At 61.0% G+C, this 21,703-nt stretch carries 22 protein-coding genes; 8 read left to right on the plus strand and 14 right to left on the minus strand.

All coding sequences use genetic code 11. The features are described 5' to 3' along the window. Positions 1–3: 3 nt before the first annotated feature. On the minus strand, positions 4–447 hold the full coding sequence (locus V5B59_RS10070) for a DUF4124 domain-containing protein (protein ID WP_034912759.1): 444 nt from the start codon (positions 445–447) through the stop codon (positions 4–6). A gap of 62 nt (positions 448–509) precedes the next feature. Between V5B59_RS10070 and guaB the strand changes: the two genes are divergently transcribed. Beyond that, a complete protein-coding gene (gene guaB / locus V5B59_RS10075) occupies positions 510–1,970 on the plus strand; it encodes an IMP dehydrogenase (RefSeq protein ID WP_034912761.1) in 1,461 nt (486 codons plus the stop codon). 58 nt (positions 1,971–2,028) lie between these two features. Further along, the gene (gene guaA / locus V5B59_RS10080; protein WP_288131504.1) at positions 2,029–3,594 is read left to right on the plus strand and encodes a glutamine-hydrolyzing GMP synthase; all 1,566 of its coding nucleotides are present in this window, start codon (positions 2,029–2,031) and stop codon (positions 3,592–3,594) included. Positions 3,595–3,661: 67 nt separating this feature from the next. Here the strand turns inward: guaA and V5B59_RS10085 are convergent, their stop codons facing one another. The 3 genes from V5B59_RS10085 to V5B59_RS10095 all read right to left on the minus strand — a co-directional run bounded on the left by V5B59_RS10085 (position 3,662) and on the right by V5B59_RS10095 (position 4,712). Continuing rightward, on the minus strand, positions 3,662–3,805 hold the full coding sequence (locus tag V5B59_RS10085) for a DUF4351 domain-containing protein (protein ID WP_169071208.1): 144 nt from the start codon (positions 3,803–3,805) through the stop codon (positions 3,662–3,664). 179 nt (positions 3,806–3,984) lie between these two features. After that, on the minus strand, positions 3,985–4,272 hold the full coding sequence (locus V5B59_RS10090) for a hypothetical protein (RefSeq protein ID WP_169071181.1): 288 nt from the start codon (positions 4,270–4,272) through the stop codon (positions 3,985–3,987). 155 nt (positions 4,273–4,427) lie between these two features. Next, positions 4,428–4,712 (minus strand): DUF4351 domain-containing protein, encoded by a 285-nt coding sequence (locus V5B59_RS10095; protein ID WP_211203461.1) that lies wholly within the window; start codon positions 4,710–4,712, stop codon positions 4,428–4,430. Between the two features lie 118 nt (positions 4,713–4,830). On the opposite strand from V5B59_RS10095, the gene V5B59_RS10100 reads away from it, so the two are divergent. The 3 genes from V5B59_RS10100 (at position 4,831) to V5B59_RS10110 (ending at position 6,967) form a co-directional block, all read left to right on the plus strand. After that, positions 4,831–5,103: a ribbon-helix-helix domain-containing protein gene (locus tag V5B59_RS10100; protein WP_169071182.1), complete on the plus strand. Its 273-nt coding sequence runs from the start codon at positions 4,831–4,833 to the stop codon at positions 5,101–5,103. 5 nt (positions 5,104–5,108) lie between these two features. Beyond that, the gene (locus V5B59_RS10105; RefSeq protein WP_169071183.1) at positions 5,109–5,522 is read left to right on the plus strand and encodes a putative toxin-antitoxin system toxin component, PIN family; all 414 of its coding nucleotides are present in this window, start codon (positions 5,109–5,111) and stop codon (positions 5,520–5,522) included. A 482-nt stretch (positions 5,523–6,004) separates the two neighbouring features. Beyond that, positions 6,005–6,967, plus strand: a complete 963-nt coding sequence (locus tag V5B59_RS10110; RefSeq protein ID WP_332351855.1) for an EDSAP-1 family PEP-CTERM protein — start codon at positions 6,005–6,007, stop codon at positions 6,965–6,967. 49 nt (positions 6,968–7,016) lie between these two features. Here the strand turns inward: V5B59_RS10110 and V5B59_RS10115 are convergent, their stop codons facing one another. Further along, positions 7,017–8,726, minus strand: coding sequence for an FAD-binding oxidoreductase (locus V5B59_RS10115; protein WP_169071185.1), 1,710 nt, complete (start codon positions 8,724–8,726; stop codon positions 7,017–7,019). A 340-nt stretch (positions 8,727–9,066) separates the two neighbouring features. On the opposite strand from V5B59_RS10115, the gene V5B59_RS10120 reads away from it, so the two are divergent. Next, entirely contained in the window at positions 9,067–10,287 is a 1,221-nt protein-coding gene (locus tag V5B59_RS10120; RefSeq protein ID WP_169071186.1) for an ABC transporter permease, read from the plus strand. A gap of 27 nt (positions 10,288–10,314) precedes the next feature. Then, positions 10,315–11,526, plus strand: coding sequence for an ABC transporter permease (locus V5B59_RS10125; protein ID WP_169071187.1), 1,212 nt, complete (start codon positions 10,315–10,317; stop codon positions 11,524–11,526). 26 nt (positions 11,527–11,552) lie between these two features. Here the strand turns inward: V5B59_RS10125 and V5B59_RS10130 are convergent, their stop codons facing one another. The 8 genes from V5B59_RS10130 to cbiB all read right to left on the minus strand — a co-directional run bounded on the left by V5B59_RS10130 (position 11,553) and on the right by cbiB (position 19,551). Beyond that, positions 11,553–12,737, minus strand: coding sequence for a hypothetical protein (locus V5B59_RS10130; protein WP_169071188.1), 1,185 nt, complete (start codon positions 12,735–12,737; stop codon positions 11,553–11,555). Between the two features lie 57 nt (positions 12,738–12,794). Beyond that, on the minus strand, positions 12,795–13,106 hold the full coding sequence (locus tag V5B59_RS10135) for an RNA recognition motif domain-containing protein (protein ID WP_169071189.1): 312 nt from the start codon (positions 13,104–13,106) through the stop codon (positions 12,795–12,797). Positions 13,107–13,440: 334 nt separating this feature from the next. Beyond that, entirely contained in the window at positions 13,441–14,724 is a 1,284-nt protein-coding gene (locus tag V5B59_RS10140) for a TRAP transporter large permease (protein ID WP_169071190.1), read from the minus strand. Beyond that, positions 14,721–15,437 (minus strand): TRAP transporter small permease, encoded by a 717-nt coding sequence (locus V5B59_RS10145; protein ID WP_034920228.1) that lies wholly within the window; start codon positions 15,435–15,437, stop codon positions 14,721–14,723. The genes V5B59_RS10140 and V5B59_RS10145 overlap by 4 nt, the downstream gene beginning before the upstream one ends. A gap of 75 nt (positions 15,438–15,512) precedes the next feature. Beyond that, the gene (locus V5B59_RS10150) at positions 15,513–16,526 is read right to left on the minus strand and encodes a TRAP transporter substrate-binding protein (protein WP_034920225.1); all 1,014 of its coding nucleotides are present in this window, start codon (positions 16,524–16,526) and stop codon (positions 15,513–15,515) included. Positions 16,527–16,702: 176 nt separating this feature from the next. Next, on the minus strand, positions 16,703–17,599 hold the full coding sequence (locus V5B59_RS10155) for a cobalamin-binding protein (protein ID WP_034920223.1): 897 nt from the start codon (positions 17,597–17,599) through the stop codon (positions 16,703–16,705). A 1-nt stretch (position 17,600) separates the two neighbouring features. Next, on the minus strand, positions 17,601–18,602 hold the full coding sequence (gene cobD, locus V5B59_RS10160) for a threonine-phosphate decarboxylase CobD (RefSeq protein ID WP_169071191.1): 1,002 nt from the start codon (positions 18,600–18,602) through the stop codon (positions 17,601–17,603). Continuing rightward, on the minus strand, positions 18,595–19,551 hold the full coding sequence (cbiB, locus tag V5B59_RS10165; protein ID WP_372703749.1) for an adenosylcobinamide-phosphate synthase CbiB: 957 nt from the start codon (positions 19,549–19,551) through the stop codon (positions 18,595–18,597). The genes cobD and cbiB overlap by 8 nt, the downstream gene beginning before the upstream one ends. A 153-nt stretch (positions 19,552–19,704) precedes the next feature. Here cbiB and V5B59_RS10170 point away from each other — a divergent pair, with 153 nt between their 5' ends. Then, positions 19,705–21,183 (plus strand): cobyric acid synthase, encoded by a 1,479-nt coding sequence (locus tag V5B59_RS10170; RefSeq protein ID WP_169071192.1) that lies wholly within the window; start codon positions 19,705–19,707, stop codon positions 21,181–21,183. Here V5B59_RS10170 and V5B59_RS10175 read toward each other — a convergent pair whose 3' ends face one another. Next, positions 21,184–21,648 carry a universal stress protein gene (locus V5B59_RS10175; RefSeq protein ID WP_169071193.1) on the minus strand — a complete coding sequence of 155 codons (465 nt, stop codon included), beginning with the start codon at positions 21,646–21,648 and terminating at the stop codon, positions 21,184–21,186. It abuts the gene before it with no gap. Positions 21,649–21,703 lie beyond the last annotated feature (55 nt).

The raw sequence follows: 21,703 nt of genomic DNA on the forward strand, positions 1-21,703 counted from the left end.
CGCTCACTTACAGTGGACCTGCACGGATTCGCGAGCTTTGGCGATCTCCTGCGCACGCTGCGCGTCATCCATGAAGTAACGTTCGCCCTTGCTGTCGCGCAGCGCCAAGCGTTCGCCGGACTCCAGGACCTGCAAGGCACGGCGTGCAGTCTCGCAGTCTTCCTGTTTTTGCGTGCTCGCGCGCTGTTCCTTTTCGGCCTTCTCGGCAGCTTCCCGAGACTCCTTCTGACGCTTGCGAAATTCCAGTTCGCGATCGGCCGCCGTCTTGCCGGCTGTGGCGTTCGCTGCCGGTGTTTCCGCCTCGATCTTGCGTTGCTGCCGGGCCTTGCCGGTGGGCGGCATGTCGGAAATCACGGTGCGGTTGTTTTCATCCTGCCATTGATAGATCTGGGCTTGCGCCGCAATCGCAAACAGCAGGCTGGCAGCAGTCAGTAGGGAGCGTTTCATGGTCATTCAGTGGTTAGGGGGCACGCTGTATAATACGTTTTTGTGACCTCGGATCAAAGGCCATGCGTTTAATCCCAAAGGCGCTGACGTTCGACGACGTTCTGCTCGTTCCCGCCCATTCGTCGATCATGCCGCGTGACGTCACCCTCAGGGCACGTCTGACCCGCAATATCAGCCTCAATCTGCCACTGGTCTCCTCGGCCATGGATACCGTCACCGAGAGTCGCCTGGCGATCGCCCTGGCGCAGGAGGGGGGAATCGGGATTGTCCACAAGAACCTCAGCCCCAAGGCACAGGCCGCCGAAGTCGCCAAGGTCAAGCGTTTCGAATCCGGCATTCTGAAAGATCCGATCACCGTTCCGCCGAACATGTCGGTCCGTGACGTGCTCGCACTGACCCACCTGCACAAAATCTCCGGCGTACCGGTGCTCGATGGCCAGCGCGTTGTCGGCATCGTCACCAACCGCGACCTGCGATTCGAAACCAGGCTCGACCAGCCCGTCCGCAACATCATGACCCCGCGCGATCGCCTGGTCACGGTGCGTGAGGGAGCCACGGTCGAGGAAGGCAAGGCACTGATCCACAAACACCGGCTGGAGCGCGTTCTGGTGGTCAATGACGCATTCGAATTGCGCGGCCTGATCACCGTCAAGGACATCATCAAGACCACTGAACACCCGGACGCCAGCAAGGATGCGTCCGGCCGCCTGCGGGTCGGCGCTGCCGTCGGCGTTGGCCCCGGCACCGAGGAACGCGTCGAACTGCTTGCCGAAGCGGGTGCGGACGTGCTGGTCGTCGACACCGCGCACGGGCATTCGCAGAGCGTTCTCGACCGCGTCCGCTGGATCAAGAAGAACTTCCCGATGGTCGAAGTGATCGGCGGTAATATCGCCACCGCCGACGCCGCCCTGGCGATGCTTGCGCACGACGCCGACGGCGTCAAGGTGGGCATCGGTCCGGGCTCGATCTGTACTACGCGCATCGTCGCCGGCGTGGGTGTACCGCAAATCACCGCCATCCAGAGGGTCTACGATGCCCTCCAGGGCAGCGGCGTACCGGTGATCGCCGACGGCGGCATACGTTACTCCGGCGACATCTCGAAGGCGATTGCCGCGGGCGGTGATGCGGTCATGCTCGGCGGCCTGTTTGCCGGAACCGAAGAGGCTCCCGGTGAAGTGGAACTGTTTCAGGGACGTTCGTACAAGTCCTACCGTGGCATGGGCTCGATCGGGGCCATGGCCGCGGGTGCCGCTGACCGATATTTCCAGGACGCCACCGCCAATGTCGACAAACTGGTGCCGGAAGGGATTGAAGGCCGGGTTCCCTACAAGGGATCGGTGCTCGCCGTCATTCATCAGTTGATGGGCGGTCTGCGCTCGTCGATGGGCTATCTCGGCTGCCGGACGATTGAAGAAATGCACGCCCGGGCCACTTTTGTCGAAATCACTTCGGCGGGGGTTCGGGAATCGCATGTTCATGATGTTCAGATCACCAAGGAAGCTCCGAACTACCACGTCGATTGAGCAGCAGTCGATGATCGGCGGGCGGCGGCAGGCCGCCCGCGTCATTTGAGGCATCATCATGTCCCATCAAAAAATTCTGATTCTCGACTTTGGCTCGCAGGTCGCCCAGCTGATTGCTCGCCGCGTCCGCGAGCAGCAGGTGTATTGCGAGCTGCATCCCTACGACGTCACGGCACAGTTCATTCGCGACTTCAGACCACAGGGAATCATTCTCTCCGGAGGGCCGAATTCGGTCTACGAAGTGGCGGACTTCAAGGTCCCGTCGCTGGTGTTCGAGCTTGGCGTACCCGTGCTGGGCATCTGCTACGGCATGCAGAGCATGGCCGAGCAGTTGGGCGGCAAGGTCGAGGGTTCCAGCCGACGCGAATTCGGCTATGCCGAAATGCGCGCACGCGGCCACAGCGCGCTGTTCAAGGGCATTGAGGATCGCCGCAATGCCCAGGGCCACGCACTCCTCGACGTCTGGATGAGCCATGGTGACAAGGTCACCGAATTGCCGCCTGGCTTCCAGGTCATCGGCAGCAACGAATCGACGCCGATCGCGGCAATGGCCGACGAAAAACGCCGATTCTACGCAGTGCAGTTTCATCCGGAAGTCACGCATACCCTCAAGGGCAAGGAAATCATCGGCCGCTTCGTGCGCGACATCTGCGGTTGTGGAAATGACTGGAACATGCCCGATTACGTCACCGAGGCAGTCGACAAGATTCGTTCGCAGGTGGGCGCCGAAGAGGTGATTCTCGGTCTTTCGGGCGGTGTCGATTCCTCGGTCGCTGCGGCACTGATTCACCGCGCAATCGGCGACCAGCTGACCTGCGTCTTCGTCGATAACGGCTTGCTGCGCCTTCACGAAGCCGAGCAGGTGATGCACACCTTTGCCCGCAATCTCGGCGTCAAGGTGGTGCATGTCGACGCGACGGCGCAATTCATGGGCCACCTGCAGGGCGTCTGCGATCCCGAGCAGAAACGCAAGATCATCGGTCGCGAGTTTGTCGAGGTGTTCCAGGCCGAGGCCGGCAAGCTCAGGAACGCCCGCTGGCTGGCGCAGGGAACGATCTACCCCGACGTGATCGAATCCGCCGGAGCGAAAACCAGGAAGGCGCACACCATCAAGAGCCATCACAATGTTGGTGGTCTGCCCGAACAACTGAACCTCAAGCTGCTCGAACCGCTGCGCGAGCTGTTCAAGGATGAAGTACGCGAACTCGGCGTCGCGCTCGGGCTGCCGCATGACATGGTCTATCGCCACCCCTTCCCCGGTCCTGGTCTGGGGGTGCGCATCCTGGGCGAGGTGAAGCCCGAATTCACCGACCTGCTGCGCCGCGCCGACGCCATTTTCATTGATGAGTTGCGCGCCACCGGATGGTACGAGAAAACCAGTCAGGCTTTCGCCGTTTTCCTGCCAGTCCAATCCGTGGGGGTCATGGGGGATGGTCGAACCTACGAATACGTCGTCGCACTGCGCGCCGTCGAAACCCAGGACTTCATGACCGCGCAGTGGGCAGAGCTGCCACACCACCTGCTGGGAAAGGTCTCGAACCGGATCATCAACGAGGTGCGTGGCATCAACCGGGTGGTCTACGACATTTCGGGCAAACCGCCGGCGACGATCGAGTGGGAGTAGTAATGACGGCGGGCAATCTGATCAATTGATGGGGTCAGATACCCCATCGATTGTCGGTTACCATCGATCATGCCTTGAACACGTCGTCGAGCCCGGTGGCATCCAGCAGGCCGAGACCCCAAGTCTCCAGTTGCTCCGGGGTTGCTTGCCCAAGGCGCTCGTGCACCCAGCTGGGCAAGGGGCCAAAACGACGTTCGAGTTGCTTTTGCAGCTACTCTACTCCGACCCGTGTTTTGTTTGCAACACCGATTCATGTGCTACACTTGTTTATGTGTTTAATCCGAGAATCTACTATGACCAGTGTAAATTTTACGGGATCCGTCGATCGTGAGTTGCTCAAGCGGGCCAAGGTCATCGCCGCCAAGGCGGACACTTCAGTCAACGCGCTTTTCAACGCCGAACTGCGTTATCTGGTTGTCGGATCCGCCAATAACGGGCGTATTCCTGTTTGAAGACCACAAGATCGCTCGTGCCAACTTCCTGCTGCCTGACCATTGCCGCAAGGTCAGCACCCGTGCCTTTCTGCGGTTTCTTGAACAGAAGGGCTGGGTTGCGTCGGCTGTCGATATCGAAACCCGCGCCATACAGGCCGGACGAGCCTTCTCCACCCTGCGCTTCCCGCCGGCGTAGCAGAGTGACATCGATCCAACCTGCCGCCGAGAGCACAAACTCCGCCATTCTTCCGACGACCTCATCGCGCTTGCTTCTGCAGATTCCACTCTCCACCGAAAGTTGAGATCAATCGACTCTGACCCCATCGATTCTGACCCGGTGGGACAACCCGGGTTCGTTCCGCAGAGCACTTGCGCCAGATCGTGTCAGAGGGAGGCTGATCAGTGTGCCTTGAACACCTCGTCGTGCCCGGCGGCATCCAGCAGGTCGAGGCCCCAGGTCTCCAGTTGCTCCGGGGTTGCTTGCCCAAGGCGCTCGTGCACCCAGCTGGGCAAGGGGCCAAAACGACGTTCGAGCAGCTTTCGCAGCAAGGCGCTTTCGCCTTCCTGTCGGCCTTGCTGCAGGCCCTCCTCTTTCCACTGTTTGGTCCATCCTTCGACGGTTTCGGCAAGCATGGTGTCGATCTCCTGTAGTTCGTCGACTTCGGGTACCTCCTGTCCGGGCATCAGCCGTCGGAGGACAATGCGGTTGATCCAGAACTTTGGACAAGGCTCACTCTTGCCTACAGACGGGCAAGATGTTAAGTTTCTACCTGGATAGATGCTTACGCACAAAGGTGAACAGATGGCCAACGAAGAGACTACTCGGCTGACGGTGACGTTTTCGCGCGAAACAGATCTCGCATTGCGGGCTTACCTTGGTGCCCAGGGAATGCGTAAGGGAGATCTCTCGAAGTTCATCGAGGACGCGGTACGTTGGCGGATGTTCGACCAGGCGGTGCAGGGCGTGAAGGCCCGCAACGCCGATGTCAGTGCTGATGAGTTGCAGGCGGCGATCGACGAGGCCTGCGCCAGCGTGCGTAGCGAGATGTGGCCGACGCTGTCAAAAGCATCGTAGTCGGGATGCGCTTCATCCTTGACACCAATATCCTGATTGCGGCCCTGATCACGCGGGGAACACCACCCGATCACTTGTATGAGGCTTGGCGAGACGGACGCTTCACGCTCATCACATCAGAACTGCAGATCGAAGAAATCCGCCGTGTCACCCGTCGCGAGGGCATCCGCTTTCGGATTCACCCCGCCGAGGCGGGGCGGCTGGTCAACGATCTCCGGCGCCTGGCAACGCTCATCGAGCGCTTACCGACGATCGATGTTTCGCCCGATCCCTACGACAATTTTCTGTTGGCGATGGCCCAAGCAGGTCAAGCCGATGTGCTCGTCACGGGTGATAAGCGAGACTTACTCGCCTTGTCATGTCATCAGGGAACGCACATCCTAACGGCCCGAGAGGCTCTGAGTTTTCTAAGGGTTTAATCCGATGACGCGGTCGATCATTAACCCGACGCTGGCCCGCTAATCACGCTCGCCTACGTCGACGCACTGGACCTGCTCTGCAAACCGGCTTGGTCCAACCAGATCGCTCACGCCAACTTCCTGCTGCCTGACAATTGCCGCAAGGTCAGCACCCGTGCCTTTCTGCGGTTTCTTGAACAGAAGGGCTGGGTTGCGTCAGCCGCCGGCATCGATACCCGCGCCATACAGGCCGGACGAGCCTTCTCCAGGCTGCGCTTCCCGCCGGTATAGCCCGATCCCCTTTCCGCATAGCCAGCCCAGAAGTGTCGGAAAATTTTACACACACCCTCCATCTAGCGCTGGCATACCGAGTTATGTCATTGTTTCGTATAGATAAACCAATTCTGGCATGAAATCTGCTTAATTGTTGTCACTGCAAAGTCCCGTGTAAATGTGCAGTTTGGGCTTGGCGGATTCCATTAAGTTTTTTTCAGGAGAATGATATGAACAAGAAGCCCGGTTTTTCCCCACGCCTGATTGCAATGGCCTTGGCACTCGGTGCTGCGGCAAGCAACGCCAATGCTGGCGTTCTGGCCCAGGGGGTGCTGGAGATTAAGAATTTCTTTTTGACTGACACCGCCGGCACCCCTCTCAAAGAGAGCGACTTCGCTGCGTTCGTTGCTAATCACAACACGGATGCGTTCGCCAAATTGAACGGAGTGACAGTTAGCGACTCTCGTTCTGATAACGTGTATCCCTACACGATGGATCTGCCGCAACAATCCGTTGGCGCCAACCCGTACGGCGAGAATGATTACACGCACCGGCCCCCGATATATTCGACCAACTATGCCCGGACCGACACCTTTCTGAGCGGAAACTCGATTAATTATGATAAGTCAGATACCTTTCCAGGCTCAGGCTCAGCAACTGGAGTGACGGCTCAGGTAGTCGGCGAAGTCTCGCTCAACACGACGGGGGAGGCCACCACGCAGGCGAACCTCGGCCTCCAGGCAGACTTTGTGTTGCCTACGACTCGCAAGATCCGGTTACAGTTCGACGCCGACGACTATCTCCTGGCTTTCCTCGGCCCGCTTGCGAAGGTTCCAGGCTCCACTGCTTTTGCGAGTTCCAGTTGGTCAGCAGCCCTTACCGGTGACGATGGTACCAGTTACACCTTCGCGCCGAATGGCGTCCTGGACGCCGGCGAGCTCTTGGATCCTTGCTCATTGAATACGAGTAGGAGCAGGCTCATCAACGGGGTTTCCACGTATTCCTGCATCGGTTCGTTCGCAGTCGAATCACCGACCTTGACAGCGGGCGTTCTTTATCAGTTGGCCATCCGTCATACGATTTCGACCGATGCCGATAAGCTGGTACCCGAGCCGGGAACTCTCGCGCTTCTTGGTGCCGGGCTGGTGGCAGGGATGTTTGGGGCAACTCGCAGGCGGCGTGAGCAAGCCTGAGTAGATTCAGCAATATTCAGCAGCACTGATGGCGCGGGGCTGACCAGGGTCAGTTCCCGCTGTCCTCATTTTGGGATGACTGTATTGCGCGATGGCTCCTGAGCCAGTCGTAGCGCCCTGGAGCCAGGATCGCGCCCGGATCGAGAGCCAACTTCAATCGGTCGACGACATCGCAAAAGCCATCATCCCGTTGCGATGCCAGCAGCCCCATTCCGCGCACCGAGCTACGATACAAGGGGTAGCCCAGTTCGAATAGGCTGCGCACCCCGGCCTCGTAACACTCGACTCCCCGCCTGGTCTCCGCTTCGTCTTCCGCATCGAAGTCGATCGTGTACACTGCCGCCAGCGCGCGACCGTTGATCATGTTCACGGTGACGTGACAGTCGAAGCCGAAGCGGGCGAACAGCGCATCCATCTCCTGGTTGAGCAGGGCGAGATCCTCCCGCCGGAACGGAATGATCGGCGCCATCCACATCAGGCCGATCCGCTCTCGCGCGAGATCGCTGTCGTCGGAAAAGTCCGCCGGCACGCCCGCCTGGTGGCGCCAGTAGCATCCGCGCAGGAATGCCCCCGTCGGTACGCCGCTGTGCATTCCCGCGAGCGCCGAACCCAGCCGAATCTTCTTCTCCAGGCCGCGAAAGGGCGCGAGATGGCCGAACCGGCGCACGAACCACTGTCCGGCGGCCAGGAGGTGCCGGGGCAGGAAGATCACCTTGGCATCGACATTCGCCAATGCGTGCTTCAACAGCTTCTTGTGCAGCGCGACCTGGCGCGAAGTGCCATAGAACGCCCCCGACATCGACCAGGCACCGATTCCTGCTTCCTTGCGCAGCGCGGCCCTGACTTCCGGTGTCAGACGCGCCTGAGCAGGGAGTCGGTCGCGGGGGAACGGGGCGTCGGAAGCCAAGGCTCTCAGATCGTTGCCGATGTGGGGCACGCTTTGCAGAATCCGGTTCAGCCGGAGTTTTTGCAGCCGGGGAATGGCTTCGAGGAGGTCCTGGTCCTCCTTGAAGAGCACGATGTACGGGCAGAAAGACTCCGGGATCGGCTGCAGCCATAGTCCGAGCTGGGTGACGATTCCGAAGTTCGACTGGGTGAAGATTCCATCGAGGTACGGGCCGATCCCGTACGGGTAAAGGTGGGTGGTCTTGGCACCGGGGTAGTGGCCGAATCCCGTGCGCAACACCTCCCCGGTACCGAGAACCACTTCCATCCCCGAGATCGTTTCGAAACGGTTGCCGTAGGGACTGTGTCCGAAGCCACGTTCGACGATGTTGCCGATGAAGCTCGAATTCGGCCCCGCACCCGTGCAATCGATCCAGAACGGCACGCCTTGCTCGGCCAGGTAGCGGGAGAGCTGTCCCTGGGTCACTCCGGGCTCGATGACGGCGTAGCCCAGCTCGGTGTCAACGTGTTCGATGCGGTTCATTCGCCCGAGGTCGACGATGACCTGTCCGTCGTAGACTGCGCAGGCGTCGCCGTAGCCCCAGTTCTGGCCGGTGCTGATCGGATACAGCGGCGTTCTGCAGCGGCGCGCGATTCTCACGACCTTCACGACCTCGTCCCGCGTACCCGGTTTCAGAATGGCTGCAGGGCGCCGGGAGGATGACGATGTACTGCGGGCATAATGGTCCCGCACCTGCTCATCGGCAAGCACATGCACGTCGCCAAGCAGCGCCCGCCAGTCACGAAGCGCACCGGACAGGTCGCTGCGTGGATCGAATGCACTGATGAGGGGAGTCGCGTCGTCTTTAGGCACGTGGCATTTCGTCCATCGATGATGACCGGGAGTCTGCTGCAAGAGGGAATGACTTCGTTCGCATGGAGTGCCACCGAGGTCAAGGACAGGAAATCCAGGGCTACGATCGAAAGTATATGAGCCCACATCAAACGGCGTCAATCTCGCGTCTGGCTCCGAGTGCGAATGAGGTTCTTGTGAGCAACAGGCAAAGGGCTCCTGACATGGGTGGCCGAAGCGGCGGAATCTGCTGGGCTTCCCGGGGATGGGTGTGTGATAATCCGAGCATTGCAATCTGGAGCGCGCCGATGTCCACCCAACTGCGTTTGCCCGTGCAACCTTCCCGGGCTGAAACCATCCATTGCTGACTGACGCCTTCCTGGCCGCTAGAAACATCGCGCGACAACGACGGCGTTCTGCGTTCGCGCTCGCCGCCATCGCTTTCGGGGTGGCTGCCCTGATCGTCGCGAACGGTTTCATCGACTGGATCATGTTCAAACATCGGGAGACCACCATCACCTCCCAGTTTGGCCACATTCAGGTCAGCCGAAAAGGGTATTTCGAAGAAGGGATGGCCGACCCGTTTGGCTACCTCCTGCCGAAGAGTTCGCCCGTACAGGACGTCATCGAACGGCTCCCGGAGCTGCGTGTTCTCGGCAGACGTCTGGCTTTCAGCGGCCTGGTGAGCAAAGGCGATGAAACCGTTTCCTTCGTTGCCGAGGGAGTCGAACCGGACAAGGAGCAGATCCTGAGCAGTTCGCTGCGGATCCCCAAAGGTGCCAACCTGTCGGCCGATGACCCGAACGGAATCATCCTGGGTCTGGGCCTCGCCGCGAACCTCGGCATCGACGTCGGGGATACGGTGGTTCTCATGGCGAACACGGCAACGGGCAGTGTCAATGCGGTCGAATGCCGGGTACGGGGTTTTTTTGCGACCATGTCGAAAGCATACGACGACGTCGCTCTCAGGGTGCCGCTGACGATCGCCCATAGGCTGTTGAAAGTGGATGGCGCCCACACCTGGGCATTGTTGCTGACAGAAACCGAGCAGGCCGGTCCAACCTTGAGAACGCTGCGCCAGCGCTTTGCGAACGAGAGCCTGGTATTCACCGAATGGATCGAACTCGCAGATTTCCACGTCAAGGCGGTTTCCCTCCTCGCCAAACAGGCGGGCGTGATGAGAGTCATCATCGCCGTGATCATCGTGTTGAGCATTTTCAATACGATGATGATGAGCGTCATGGAACGGACGGGAGAAATCGGCACGGCCATGGCTCTCGGACTGACACGCCGCGGAATCCTGCGCATGATCGTCGTGGAGGGTGCGATGCTCGGCATTGTCGGCGGGCTCCTCGGTCTGGCGTTGGGCACCCTTCTTGCCTGGGTCATCTCCCGCATCGGAATCCCCATGCCTCCTCCGCCAGGACAGTCCTGGGGGTTCCTGGGCGAGGTCATGGTCACGGGCCGGCTCGCCGCCGACGCATTCCTGCTGGCAGTGGGATCGACACTCGTCGCAAGCATCATTCCGGCACGGACCGCTTCGGGAATGGTCATCGTCGACGCGCTGCGGTTCAACCGCTGAGCGCTGCCCACAGATCGAGGAAGACCCGTGTTCAAGCTCGCACTCCGCAATCTTCTCGGGCACAAGCTGCGTACGGGAATGACGTTCGGTGCAGTCCTCTTTGGCGTCATCAGCCTCGTCCTTTCCGGCGGATTCATCGAGGACATGTTCATCCAGCTGCGCGAGGCAGTGATTCACTCGCAGTTCGGTCACCTCCAGATCAACGCGCAGGGGTTCTTCGAGAAGGGAGCGCGGGCGCCGGACAGATTCATGATCAACGATGCCGATCCGCTGCGGCAGCAGGTCGCCAAGCTGCCGGGCGTGGCTGACGTGATGGCGCGGGTCAGCTTCTCGGGCCTTCTCAACGCCGGTCGTACGGACCGTTCGATCATCGGCGAGGGCATCGAGCCAAACCGGGAAAGCAAGCTGGGCACATTCATCCGCATCGAATCGGGTCGTGCGCTCATCGATCAGGACCGCTACAGCATCATCGTCGGAAAGGGCCTGGCTGACGCGTTCAGGATTGGGGTTGGGGATCGGGTCACGGTTCTGGTAAGCACTTCGGGTGGTGCGCTGAACACGCTGGAGTTCGAAGTCGTCGGAACGTTCAGGAGCTTTTCCCGGGATTACGATGCGCGCGCGGTACGCATTCCCTTGGCCGCCGCCCAGGAGCTCTTGAATGCCAACGGTGTCAATACCCTGGTCGTCTCCCTCACCGACACCCTCGACACGGTGCGGATCGCCGAGTTACTCACGGCTCAACTTGACCCCGAAAAGTTCGAGATCAAGAAATGGAACGAGTTGACCGATTTTTACGACAAGACCGTCACGCTCTACGACCGGCAGTTCGGCGTGCTGCGCCTGATCGTCCTGATCATGGTTTTGCTCGGCGTCGCCAACAGCGTCAATATGAGCGCTTTCGAGCGGGTGGGGGAATTCGGAACCATGATGGCGCTCGGCAATCGCCGGATCGACGTATTCCGGCTGGTGATCACGGAGAACATTCTGATCGGGATGATCGGCAGCAGCACTGGCTTGCTGATTGGTATCGTCCTTGCTTTGGTGATCTCGGCCATTGGCATTCCCATGCCACCCCCGCCAAGCAGCGAGGTCGGCTACATGGCGCAGATTCGAGTCGTGCCGAAAGAACTCATGCTGGCTTTCGCCATCGGCCTCGTCGCCACCGTCAGCGCTTCCATCTTCCCGGCACGACGCGTGACCCGCATTCCGGTCGTGGACGCGCTGCGCCAGAACGTCTGACTGGCTGGCCCGCGAAACCCTTGCTGCTAGGCTTCGAGTCCCACCTCCTGGAAAGTCAGGCCAAGCTTGCCCAGCACTTTTGACACCGTGCGTTGCAGGAATACCTTGTTGCGAGCACCGAACTCGGCCATCTCAAAGGCATTGCGCCAATAAACCGGATCGTTTTCGCGGAAGCGGATCATTTCGGCGAATTCCGGTTCGAAGCTGCAATAGCCAATCGTCTTGATGTCGATGGCGGTCATGATCGAAAGCACTTGATTGTTGGTCAGGATGGGCGAGGAATCCCGTTCCGGCATCAGGCTTTCCCGTTCGAGTTCGCCCAGAATTGCCGCCTTGTCGGGACGCCAGGCGACGAAGGGCAGCACGTATTGCGGAATACGATCGGGGTCCTTGCCGGTGCCGTCCCAGAACAGTTTCTGGTCTTCCTCGGTAAAAATGTCGGCAATCTTGAAACCCGAACGGCGCTCCATGCGGTCGGTCAGGGTGCGCGAACACATGTCCTCGAACGGCATGACATAATACGAATGGAACTGCATGATCAGTTCCTGTGCGAAATCAACACCCGCCAGAACCAGCGGAATATTCATGTCATAGGCAAAATAAAAGCCCAGCATCTGATTCAGCGTACCATCCAGCCGGTCGACCGTCTGATAGCTGCCCTTCATCTCGACGTTCTTCAGCGTATAGCAGTACAGCGTCTTGTAAACCGACGAACGCGGCTTGTAGACGATATGGTCGAGGTCCATCTTGGCAGCTACTTCCTTGCAGCGATCCAGCGACAGCTTGGAATAGAAGCCGTTGTCCCAGGTCATCAGCAGAACGCGGAGGCCGGGGTGTTCCTTGCGCAGGCGCGACAGCATATAAACACTGTCCTTGCCGCCGCTGAACAGAACCAATGCGTCATACCGGTCGCGGCCCTTGCCCTGATGGCTTTTCAGCAGGTGGTCCAGTTCCTTGCGCTGATGCTCGACGTACTTCTTCTGCCAGACGGTTTCCTCGTCATTGGCGCGCAACTTGTTGTGTTCGTGGCACAGATTACAGACGCCGTCGGTCAGCGTGATGTAGGGCACGCGTGAGGAAATCACGCATTGGTTGCAGCGCGCGGCTATCGTGCGTTTGAACAGGCCGCGCAATCTGGGCCAGATGTTCTGCGCAACAAAATCAAACTGACGCAGGTCATTGAGGATTTGCTGGTCGATATCCTTAGCCATGGAGTCACTCCGAAAGGACGAATGGACGAATAGACGAATAGTGGGATGAGCGCGAGGTCAGTCGGCCTTGACGGTCGGTGTCGGCGGAATCACCCGCTGATGCACACGAATATGGTTCTGGCCGAATTTTTGACCATCCAGGGCGTTGACCGCCAGTTCGGGGTCAGGTGCTTCCAATTCCACATAGGCATAGGGCTCATGGGTCGGATTGACCCAGTCCGCGTGCAGATCAACCGAAACGACCCGGCCAAAGGGGCTGAACAGATCACGGATGAACGCTTCGTCTGCGCGAAAGGGAAGGCTGCTGATGAAAATGGTTGACATATCCAACTCCCATGCAATCCGGTTGAAATCGACTTCTCCCGCCATCTGGATCAATTGCCTTGGCGTACAAGACCCGAGGCCTGGCTGAAGCAAGACCACTGTCCCCCTCCTCGCCCGAGGCGTTGAAGAATCGCCAAGGAGATGAGTCGATGTGGAGTGAATCAAGCCTTCCTCGGCTTTTCGTCCTGCAAGGCCTGGGCTTGAGTCTACCAGTTTTTCGGCTCTATGTCGTTTGGTTGCCCATGGTTCTGCACACCCATCGATCCTGGCGGCGAATGCGGACACACCAGTGCAAAGCCAGACATGACGAGCCAAATTCCGGGCGCGCGTACTGGTTCCCCCGCACGCGCGCCCGGACCAGCGCAGCCAAAGTGGTCGGCTACATCATCCCGAGTGTCCTGGGCAGCCAGGTCGACAGGATCGGTACATAGGTCACCACCACCAGGAAGGCGAGCATCGACAGCAGCCACGGCCAGACGGCCACGGTCAGGTCGGTAATCCCCATCTTGGTAATCCCCGATGCGACATAGAGGTTGAGTCCGACCGGCGGATGGCACATGCCGACTTCCATGTTCACCACCATCAGGATGCCGAAGTGCACCGGATCGATTCCCAGTTTCATCGCTACCGGAAAGAGGATCGGCGCGAAGATCAGCACGATCGACGAGGGCTCCATGAAATTGCCGGCCAGCAGGAGGATGATGTTGACCGCCAGCAGGAAGGCGATCATTCCGAGACCGTGACCAAGCATCCAGTCCGCCAGCGCCTGCGGGATGTTCTCGTTGGTCATGATGAACGAGAAGAGCACGGCATTGGTGATGATGTACAGGAGCATCGCCGACATGTTCGCCGAGTTAAGCAGCACCCGCGCCACGTCCTTCATCGACAGATCCTGGTACACGAAGACCGCCACGAAGAAGGCATAGACCGCGCTCATCGCCGCCGCTTCGGTCGGAGTGAACATGCCGCTGTAGATACCGCCCATGACCACCACGATCAGCAACAGACCCCAGACCGATTCGCGGAAAGCCTTCCAGCGCTCGCCGAGCGTCGCCTTCTGCATGCGCGGGTAGTCGAACTTCATCGCCCGATACCAGGTCACGCCACCGAGGACCATCGCCAGCCCGATACCCGGAATCACACCGGCCATGAACAGCGCGCCGACCGAAGTATTGGTCGCCACGGAATACATGACCATCACGATCGACGGCGGGATCAGGATGCCGAGCGCCCCCGATGTGGTGATCACGCCCGCCCCAAACTTGTTCGGAAAACCGGCCTTGACCATCGCCGGCATGAGGATCGAGCCAATCGCCACCACGGTCGCCGGCGACGAGCCGGATACCGCGGCGAACAGGGCACAGGCCAGCACTCCGGCCAGGCCAAGACCACCGTACCAGTGCCCGACCATGCTGGTCGCGAACTTGATCATTCGTCGCGCCACCCCGCCGTGCGTCAGGAAGTTGCCGGCCAGGATGAAGAACGGAATGGCCATGATCTCGAACTTCTCGATACCGGTGAACAGCTTCAGGGCAACCGACTCGAGCGGTACCTGCGTAAACATGAACAGGAAACTCAGAACCGTCAGGCCGAGCGAGATTGAGATCGGCATGCCGGTCAGCATCAGGACCAGCAGAATGATGAAAATGATCGAAGCGTTCATGATTGCTTCCCTCCCTTGTCTGACTGGTCTCCCGACTGATCTTCGGGGTGGCGTTTCTTGTAGGTCAGGTCATGCGGATGCAGGTTGTCCTCCATCTTGAACGCATCGATCTCCTCGGCGATCGTCTGCTCATCGATTCCGTCGACATGGCCGTGATCGTGATGCGGCAACTCGCCGGTTCTCAGGAAGCCCACCGTCACTTGCAGGAAGCGAAAACACATCAGGCTCGAACCGAGCGGAATGGCGCTATAGACGATCCACGTCGGCCACTCCAGATCAGGCGTCGTCGGTCCTTCGGGAACATCGCCCGGATCCCAGCCAAGGAAGGTATAGGCCGCGTGGTGCAGGCCGTTTTCCCACACGAAGTGGCCACCAAGCGTACCAACGATGCCGGTGAACAAGGCGCCCGCGAGCAAACCGAAAACCACGAACTTGGCACGCGTGCGGCCGGTCATGCGGTTGATCAGCACATCCACGCCGACGTGAATGCCGGTGCGAACGCCGTAGGCTGCACCAAACTTCGCCATCCAGACGAACATGATGATGCACAGTTCCTGCGCCCAGCCAAAGTTCAGCGACAACAGCCAGTCCTGCAAGCCGGGAATCGACATCCCCGACAGATAGCGATGCACGACGGACGCAAAAATGATCGTCGTCGCCGCCGCCATGAGGAAAGTAATCAGCCATTCCTCGAGGTGATCAAGTATTTTCATCTGGAAAACTCCCAATCTGCCTGAAAAAAAGCCCGCTGGGCCAGGCGTCCCAACGGGCTCTTTGCGCAACCGAACCTAGAACTTGGTCGGATCGAAACCGGTTTCCTTGTAGACCGACTGCAGGAGATCCTTGCCGATGCGCGATTCCATCTTCACATGCACCGGCGCCAGTGCCTTCTTGAAGGCCGTCCGTTCTTCGGGAGTCAGCACATAGACCTGCGTCTTGCCGGTTTTCTTGACGGCTTCCAGATCCTTGTCGTTCTGCTCCTTGGCAATCTTGTTGGCGTAAGCGGTCGATTCCTTCATCGCCGCTTCGAGCTGAGAACGCACGTCGGCCGGCAATCCCTCCCAGAACTTCTTGTTGGCGATCACGGCATAGCCCAGATAACCGTGCTCGGTCAGTGCCAGATGCTTCTGCACTTCAAACATCTTTTGCGTGTAGAGATTGGAAATCGGGTTCTCGGTACCATCGACCACGCCGGTCTGCAGCGCCTGATAGACTTCGGAGAAGGCCATCACCTGCGGCAGGGCGCTCAAGGCGCGGATTTCCTCTTCGAGCACCTTCGACGACTGGATGCGCAGCTTCTTGCCCTTCAGATCAGCCGGCATCTTGATCGGCGTATTCGCTGAAAACGACTTGAAACCGTTGTCCCAGAACGCCAGGCCCACCACCCCTTTCGGCTCCAGCTTCTTGAGCAGGCTTTGCCCGATCGGACCCTGCGTCACCTTGTGCAGCTCGGTATAGTTGTCGAAGATGTAGGGCAGGTCGAAGAGTTCGAATTCCTTGACCCCCAGCGGACCAAACTTGGCCAGCGACGGGGCGAGCATCTGCACGGCGCCGAGCTGCAGTGCTTCCATTTCCTCCTTGTCCTTGTACAGCGTCGAGTTGGCGTACACCTCGACCTTGACCTTGCCTTTGCTGAGTTCGCCGGCGCGTTTGGCGAAGAACTCGGCGGCCAGGCCCTTGGGCGTGTCATGCGCCACGACATGGCTGAACTTGATGACGATCGGTTGTTGTGCGAGCACGCCCAGGGGCGTTGCAGACAGTGCACAGGCGGCCAGACCGAACAGCAGCTTGGAAAACTTCATTGATTGTCTCCTCCATTAGATTCATGTGAATTTGGGTACTGCGCGTCCTGCAGGCGCCAATATCGCAAGAAACAGCTCGAATGAATATTGTGGAAATCCGTAATGCTGGGGGGAGAGAGGCCTACAGGCCTGCCGGATCTTGATCAGGGAGGCGATGTACTGCAGTCGTGTCCGGCTCAATTCGCGGGACGGCGGCTGCGCGCGGTTTCGAGGTGCTGGCAAAGACGCTCGGCGCCTTCGAGCAGGCGCGGCGTATGGCGCTGAATCAGGTCGGGCGGGACGAAGAACAGGTTGCCGCGTGCGACGGCGGTGATCGAGGTCCAGCGCTTCCAGTCGTCGAGCCACTCGGGCCGTGCTTCGTCCATGCCGCTGGCGACGATCACCTCGGGGTTGGCGGCGATGACCGCTTCGACAGTCACCGTCGCCGCCATCGTTTCCAGCTTGCCGAAGACATTGTCACCGCTGCAGAGATGGATGACGTCGGAGATGATCTGGCGGCGGCCGACGGTCATCAGCGGCTGTTTCCAGATCTGGTAGAAAGTGCGTATCGGCGGCAGGCCGCCGTAGCGCTTCTGCAGGCCTGCGAGCCGCTGACGGAAATTCTCGGCCGCGCGATCGGCGACTGCTCTGCTGCCGGCCAGCACACCGAGACGCTCGATCTCGCCAGCCACGTCGGCGAGATGATTGGGCTGCGACAGATAAATCGGAATCGCCAGGCCGCGCAGTCGGTCGAGGTGCGCTGCGGCATTGCCGCTCTGCCAGGCGATGATCAGGTCCGGCCGCAGCGCGGCGACGCGTTCGAGGTCGATCCGCGAGTAGCCGCCAACCCTCGCGATCTTGCTCGCCGCCGCTGGATACTCGCTGAAATCGACGGTACCGACGATGCGTTCGCCGGCACCGGCGGCAAACAGCGTTTCGGTCAGGTGTGGTGCCAGGCTGACGATGCGTTTCGCCGGCTGCGCCAGGCGCAGCGTGGCGCCGCTATCATCGACGACGCTGATCCCGGCCTGAACCAGTTGGCAGAACGTCAGCAGCCAGATGGCAAGAAGCTGCGGCCAGCGCGCGCAGGGCATGTCAAGGGCTCCAGTTCGCGAGGGCGCTGCCGAACCGCTGCCATTCGGCCTCGCTGCCGGGCAGGCCAAAGCGGAGCAAGCCGTGTGCCGGAAAATGCCGGGTCAGGATCGCCTGCCGGGCCAGATGTTCGAAGAGTGCCGAGGCATGCGCTGTCGCGACGGTGGCGAACAACGCGCAATGGCTCACCTCGCCAAGGGGCGCCAGCAAGGACGCCAGCCGTGCCGAAGCCAGGGCCAGGTCGCGCCGCGCCAGCGCCTGCCAGGCGCCATCGGCGAGCGCTTGCCGGGCAACGGTACGCGCCGGACCCGACAAGGGCCAGGGACCCAACACCTCCCGTAGTCGTTCGAGTTTGTCAGGCGCGCCGAAGACAAAACCGACGCGCGCACCGGCAAGGCCAAAGAATTTGCCCAGCGAACGCAGGACGATCAGATTCGGCGCTGCCGGGCCGCCGGCGAGGGCGGTGACACAGTTCTCGGGGTCGGGGTCGCCAAACGCTTCGTCGACGATCAGCCAGCCGCCGCGCCGCTGCAGTTGCGCGGCGGCTTCGAGCAGCGCTGCGGCCGGCAGCCTTCGACCGGTCGGATTGTTGGGATTGCAGAGCACGATGATCGGTGTCGCGGCGGCCAGCGCCCGCGCCAAAGGGGCATTCTGCAGGCGACGCAGCTTGTGGCCGGCGCGTTCCCAGGCTTGCGTGTGCTCTTCGTAGATCGGTGTCAGACACGCGACGACGACCGGCGGAAACAGCGCCGGCAGCCACTGGATCGCCGCCTGCGATCCCGGCAGCGCCAGCAAGCGATCGTTGCCGTAGTAGGTCGCCGCCGCCGCTGTCAGGCCATCGTCGTCTTCAGGCAGGCGATGCCAGCAGGCCGGGTCGATTGCCGGCAGCGGATACGCGCCAGGGTTGATACCGGTCGACAGATCCAGCCAGTCGGCCAGCTCGCATTTGCAGAAAGGCGCGTACTGCCGGGCGGCGGCGCGCAGGCGACCGCCGTGCTCAAGCACGCAGCAGCCCCCAGGCGAGCAGCACCGCCAGCCACAACAGCAGGCTGCGACGAACGAGCGTCAGCGCGCGGGCAATGTCCTCGCCGCAGGCTGGCCGCCCTTCGCCAAGACGTGGCCGTTCTTCGAGCCGGCCGTGGTAGACCGCTGCACCACCGAGCGCGAGACCCAGACTGCCGGCGCCGGCGGCCATCACCGGGCCGGCGTTCGGGCTTTTCCAGTGCGGCGCCTGTTCTCGCCAGCAGCGCAGGGCCGCGCGCGTGCGCCCGCAAATGGCGTAGGACAAGGCGGTCAGACGCGCGGGGATGAGGTTCAGCAGATCGTCGATGCGCGCGGCAGCGCAGCCGAATTCGCTGAAGCGCTGATTGCGGTATCCCCACATCGCGTCGAGCGTGTTCGCCAGCCGGAAAAGAACGGCACCCGCTCCGCCAAGCAGCGCGAACCAGAAGAGCGCACCGAAAACGGCGTCGTTGCCATTCTCCAGCGTCGATTCGATGCACGCCGACGCGACGCCGGCGCTGTCGAGTTCTTCGGTCTGACGCGAGACCATCCAGCCGACGTGCCGGCGTGCCGCGCAAAGATCGCCCTTCGCCAGATCATCGGCGACACGCCGGGCATGCTCGCCAAGGCTGCATCCGCCGAGCGCCAGATAGAGCAGGATGGCGTCGATCAGCGAGCGTGGCAAACCGGGCGGCATCGCCAGCAGGAACAGCAGGGTGATCGCGACGCCTGGCAGAAGCAGCAGCCAGCAGGCCAGCAGACCGCGCAGGCGGCGCCATTCGCCGGTATTCAGGGCACGCTCGCAGGCACTCGCCAACGCCCCGAAACCGACCAGCGGATGCCAGCGCCGCGGCTCGCCGAGCAGTCGGTCGAGCCCGGCGCCAACGATCGCCGCCAAGGGCAACAGCAGCGACGCTGGCATTTCAGCAGCAAGCAGGGGTAGGGAAAACATGATAGGCATGCGACAATCGCGGCGACGAAACCCGGATTCTACGATGTTTCAATCCACGCCCTTGACGGGCGAAACACACGGAAGATGTGACGCCTCTCCCGTGTTTGATTATCCCCCTGAAGGGGGAGGTTTCCAACCAGAGTTTCTTTTTTGATGAACAAGCCCCCTACCCCCAGCCTGATGGTCCAGGGCTGCACTTCCGATGCCGGCAAGAGCGTGCTGGTGACCGCACTGTGCCGCATCCTGCATCGCCGTGGCGTTCGCGTCGCGCCCTTCAAACCGCAGAATATGGCGCTCAATTCGGCGGTCACCGTCGATGCCGGCGAGATCGGTCGCGCGCAGGCGCTGCAGGCACTCGCTGCCGGCCTGCCGGCGCACTCCGACTTCAATCCGGTGCTGCTCAAGCCGGCGACCGACAAGCGCGCGCAGGTGATCATCCACGGCAAGGCGCTGCTCGACCTCGACGCGCGCGACTACCACGCCTACAAGCCACGCGCCATGCAGGCGGTACTCGAATCATGGCAGCGCCTCTGCGCACAGTACGAGTGCCTGCTCGTCGAAGGCGCCGGCAGCCCGGCCGAGATCAATCTGCGCGACCGGGACATCGCCAACATGGGTTTTGCCGAAGCCGTCGATTGCCCGGTGATCCTGATCGCCGACATCGATCGCGGTGGCGTTTTCGCGCATCTTTGCGGCACCCTCGACCTGCTCTCGCCGTCCGAGCAGGCGCGCGTCAAGGGCTTCGTGATCAATCGCTTTCGTGGCGACATCGGGCTGCTCGAGAGCGGCCTGCGCTGGCTCGAAGAACGCACCGGCAAGCCGGTTCTCGGGGTTCTGCCGTATCTGCACGGCCTCTATCTCGATGCCGAGGATGCCGTGCCGCGCGCCGTGGAGAACAAAGCGGCGAGCGGCCTGCGGGTCGTCGCGCCAGTGTATCCGCGCATCTCGAACCACAACGATCTCGACCCGCTGCGTTTTCACCCGGAAGTCGATTTTCGCTTCGTCGGGCCAAACGCAGCACCGCCGCCCTGTGACCTGATCGTGCTGCCTGGTTCAAAGGCGGTACAGGCCGATCTCACCTGGCTGCGTGCGCAGGGCTGGGACGGGTTCATTCGTCGCCACCTGCGCTACGGCGGCAAACTAATCGGCATTTGCGGCGGCCTGCAGATGCTCGGCCGCGAACTGCACGATCCGCAGGGGCTTGAAGGCCCGGCCGGCAGCATGCCGGGACTCGGATGGCTGGACTATGAAACGCGCCTGGCCGCCGAGAAGACACTGGAGAATGTCCGTGGTGAACTGCTGCTTCCCGGAGCCGCTGCGGTCGCCGGTTACCGCATCCACATGGGCGTCACCAGCGGCGCGGCACTGGCCCGACCGGCGGCCCTCCTCGCCGGCCAGCCCGATGGCGCACTATCGAACGATGGACAGATTCTCGCGACCTACTGTCACGGCTTGTTCGATTCTCCGCCAGCGCTATCGGCGTTGCTGACCTGGGCCGGATACCGGCCAACCCAGGATTTCGACCCGCATCGGCGCCGCGAACAGGACATCGACCGCCTCGCCGACGCCGTCGAGCAACATATGGATCTGCAGCGCCTGGCGGAGTGGCTGCCGGCGCAGGCCATCAGCTAGCTATTCGTCGCTCTCTTCGCCGCGCACCAGCAGCAGCGAGGTATGCCCCTTGCGCACCAGGCGGTCAGCGACGCTGCCGACGAAGAAGCGCTCGATGCCGCGCCGCCCATGCGTACCGACGACCACCAGGTCGGCCTGCCATTCGCTCGCCGCATCGATGAGCATGTCCGAAACATGCTTCTGCTCGGATTCGACTAGCCTGATTTCCACCTCGATCCCGGCCGCACGTGCCTCGTCGGCAAGCCTGCCGAGAAAACCCTGCGCGCCGAGGCGCAGACGCGCTTCGGTCTTGCCCACGCTGTTTGGCAGCATCATCGCCAATTCGCGTTGTGCAAGAATCGTCTCGTCGATCGCGTGGCAGATCGCCAGATGTGCACCGCTGGCCTTGGCAAGTTCGACCGCCGCCCGCATGACCTGGCTGGTCATGAAGCTCTCATCTACGGCCACCATGATTCGCTTGTACATTTCTCTTGGCTCCTGGCAAAGTTGTCGGACAGGGCCAACAATACCACTGATCCTT

This window comes from Candidatus Accumulibacter contiguus (assembly GCF_036625285.1).
Taxonomy (GTDB): domain Bacteria; phylum Pseudomonadota; class Gammaproteobacteria; order Burkholderiales; family Rhodocyclaceae; genus Accumulibacter; species Accumulibacter contiguus.

Bases quoted from the DNA above. Each gene is read 5' to 3' on its own strand.
- V5B59_RS10070 (WP_034912759.1), bottom strand. From the start codon at position 447: ATGAAACGCTCCCTACTGACTGCTGCCAGCCTGCTGTTTGCGATTGCG.
- guaB (WP_034912761.1), top strand. From the start codon at position 510: ATGCGTTTAATCCCAAAGGCGCTGACGTTCGACGACGTTCTGCTCGTT.
- guaA (WP_288131504.1), top strand. From the start codon at position 2,029: ATGTCCCATCAAAAAATTCTGATTCTCGACTTTGGCTCGCAGGTCGCC.
- V5B59_RS10090 (WP_169071181.1), bottom strand. From the start codon at position 4,272: ATGGCGGAGTTTGTGCTCTCGGCGGCAGGTTGGATCGATGTCACTCTG.
- V5B59_RS10095 (WP_211203461.1), bottom strand. From the start codon at position 4,712: ATGCCCGGACAGGAGGTACCCGAAGTCGACGAACTACAGGAGATCGAC.
- V5B59_RS10100 (WP_169071182.1), top strand. From the start codon at position 4,831: ATGGCCAACGAAGAGACTACTCGGCTGACGGTGACGTTTTCGCGCGAA.
- V5B59_RS10105 (WP_169071183.1), top strand. From the start codon at position 5,109: ATGCGCTTCATCCTTGACACCAATATCCTGATTGCGGCCCTGATCACG.
- V5B59_RS10110 (WP_332351855.1), top strand. From the start codon at position 6,005: ATGAACAAGAAGCCCGGTTTTTCCCCACGCCTGATTGCAATGGCCTTG.
- V5B59_RS10130 (WP_169071188.1), bottom strand. From the start codon at position 12,737: ATGGCTAAGGATATCGACCAGCAAATCCTCAATGACCTGCGTCAGTTT.
- V5B59_RS10135 (WP_169071189.1), bottom strand. From the start codon at position 13,106: ATGGCGGGAGAAGTCGATTTCAACCGGATTGCATGGGAGTTGGATATG.
- V5B59_RS10140 (WP_169071190.1), bottom strand. From the start codon at position 14,724: ATGAACGCTTCGATCATTTTCATCATTCTGCTGGTCCTGATGCTGACC.
- V5B59_RS10145 (WP_034920228.1), bottom strand. From the start codon at position 15,437: ATGAAAATACTTGATCACCTCGAGGAATGGCTGATTACTTTCCTCATG.
- V5B59_RS10150 (WP_034920225.1), bottom strand. From the start codon at position 16,526: ATGAAGTTTTCCAAGCTGCTGTTCGGTCTGGCCGCCTGTGCACTGTCT.
- V5B59_RS10155 (WP_034920223.1), bottom strand. From the start codon at position 17,599: ATGCCCTGCGCGCGCTGGCCGCAGCTTCTTGCCATCTGGCTGCTGACG.
- cbiB (WP_372703749.1), bottom strand. From the start codon at position 19,551: ATGTTTTCCCTACCCCTGCTTGCTGCTGAAATGCCAGCGTCGCTGCTG.
- V5B59_RS10170 (WP_169071192.1), top strand. From the start codon at position 19,705: ATGAACAAGCCCCCTACCCCCAGCCTGATGGTCCAGGGCTGCACTTCC.
- V5B59_RS10175 (WP_169071193.1), bottom strand. From the start codon at position 21,648: ATGTACAAGCGAATCATGGTGGCCGTAGATGAGAGCTTCATGACCAGC.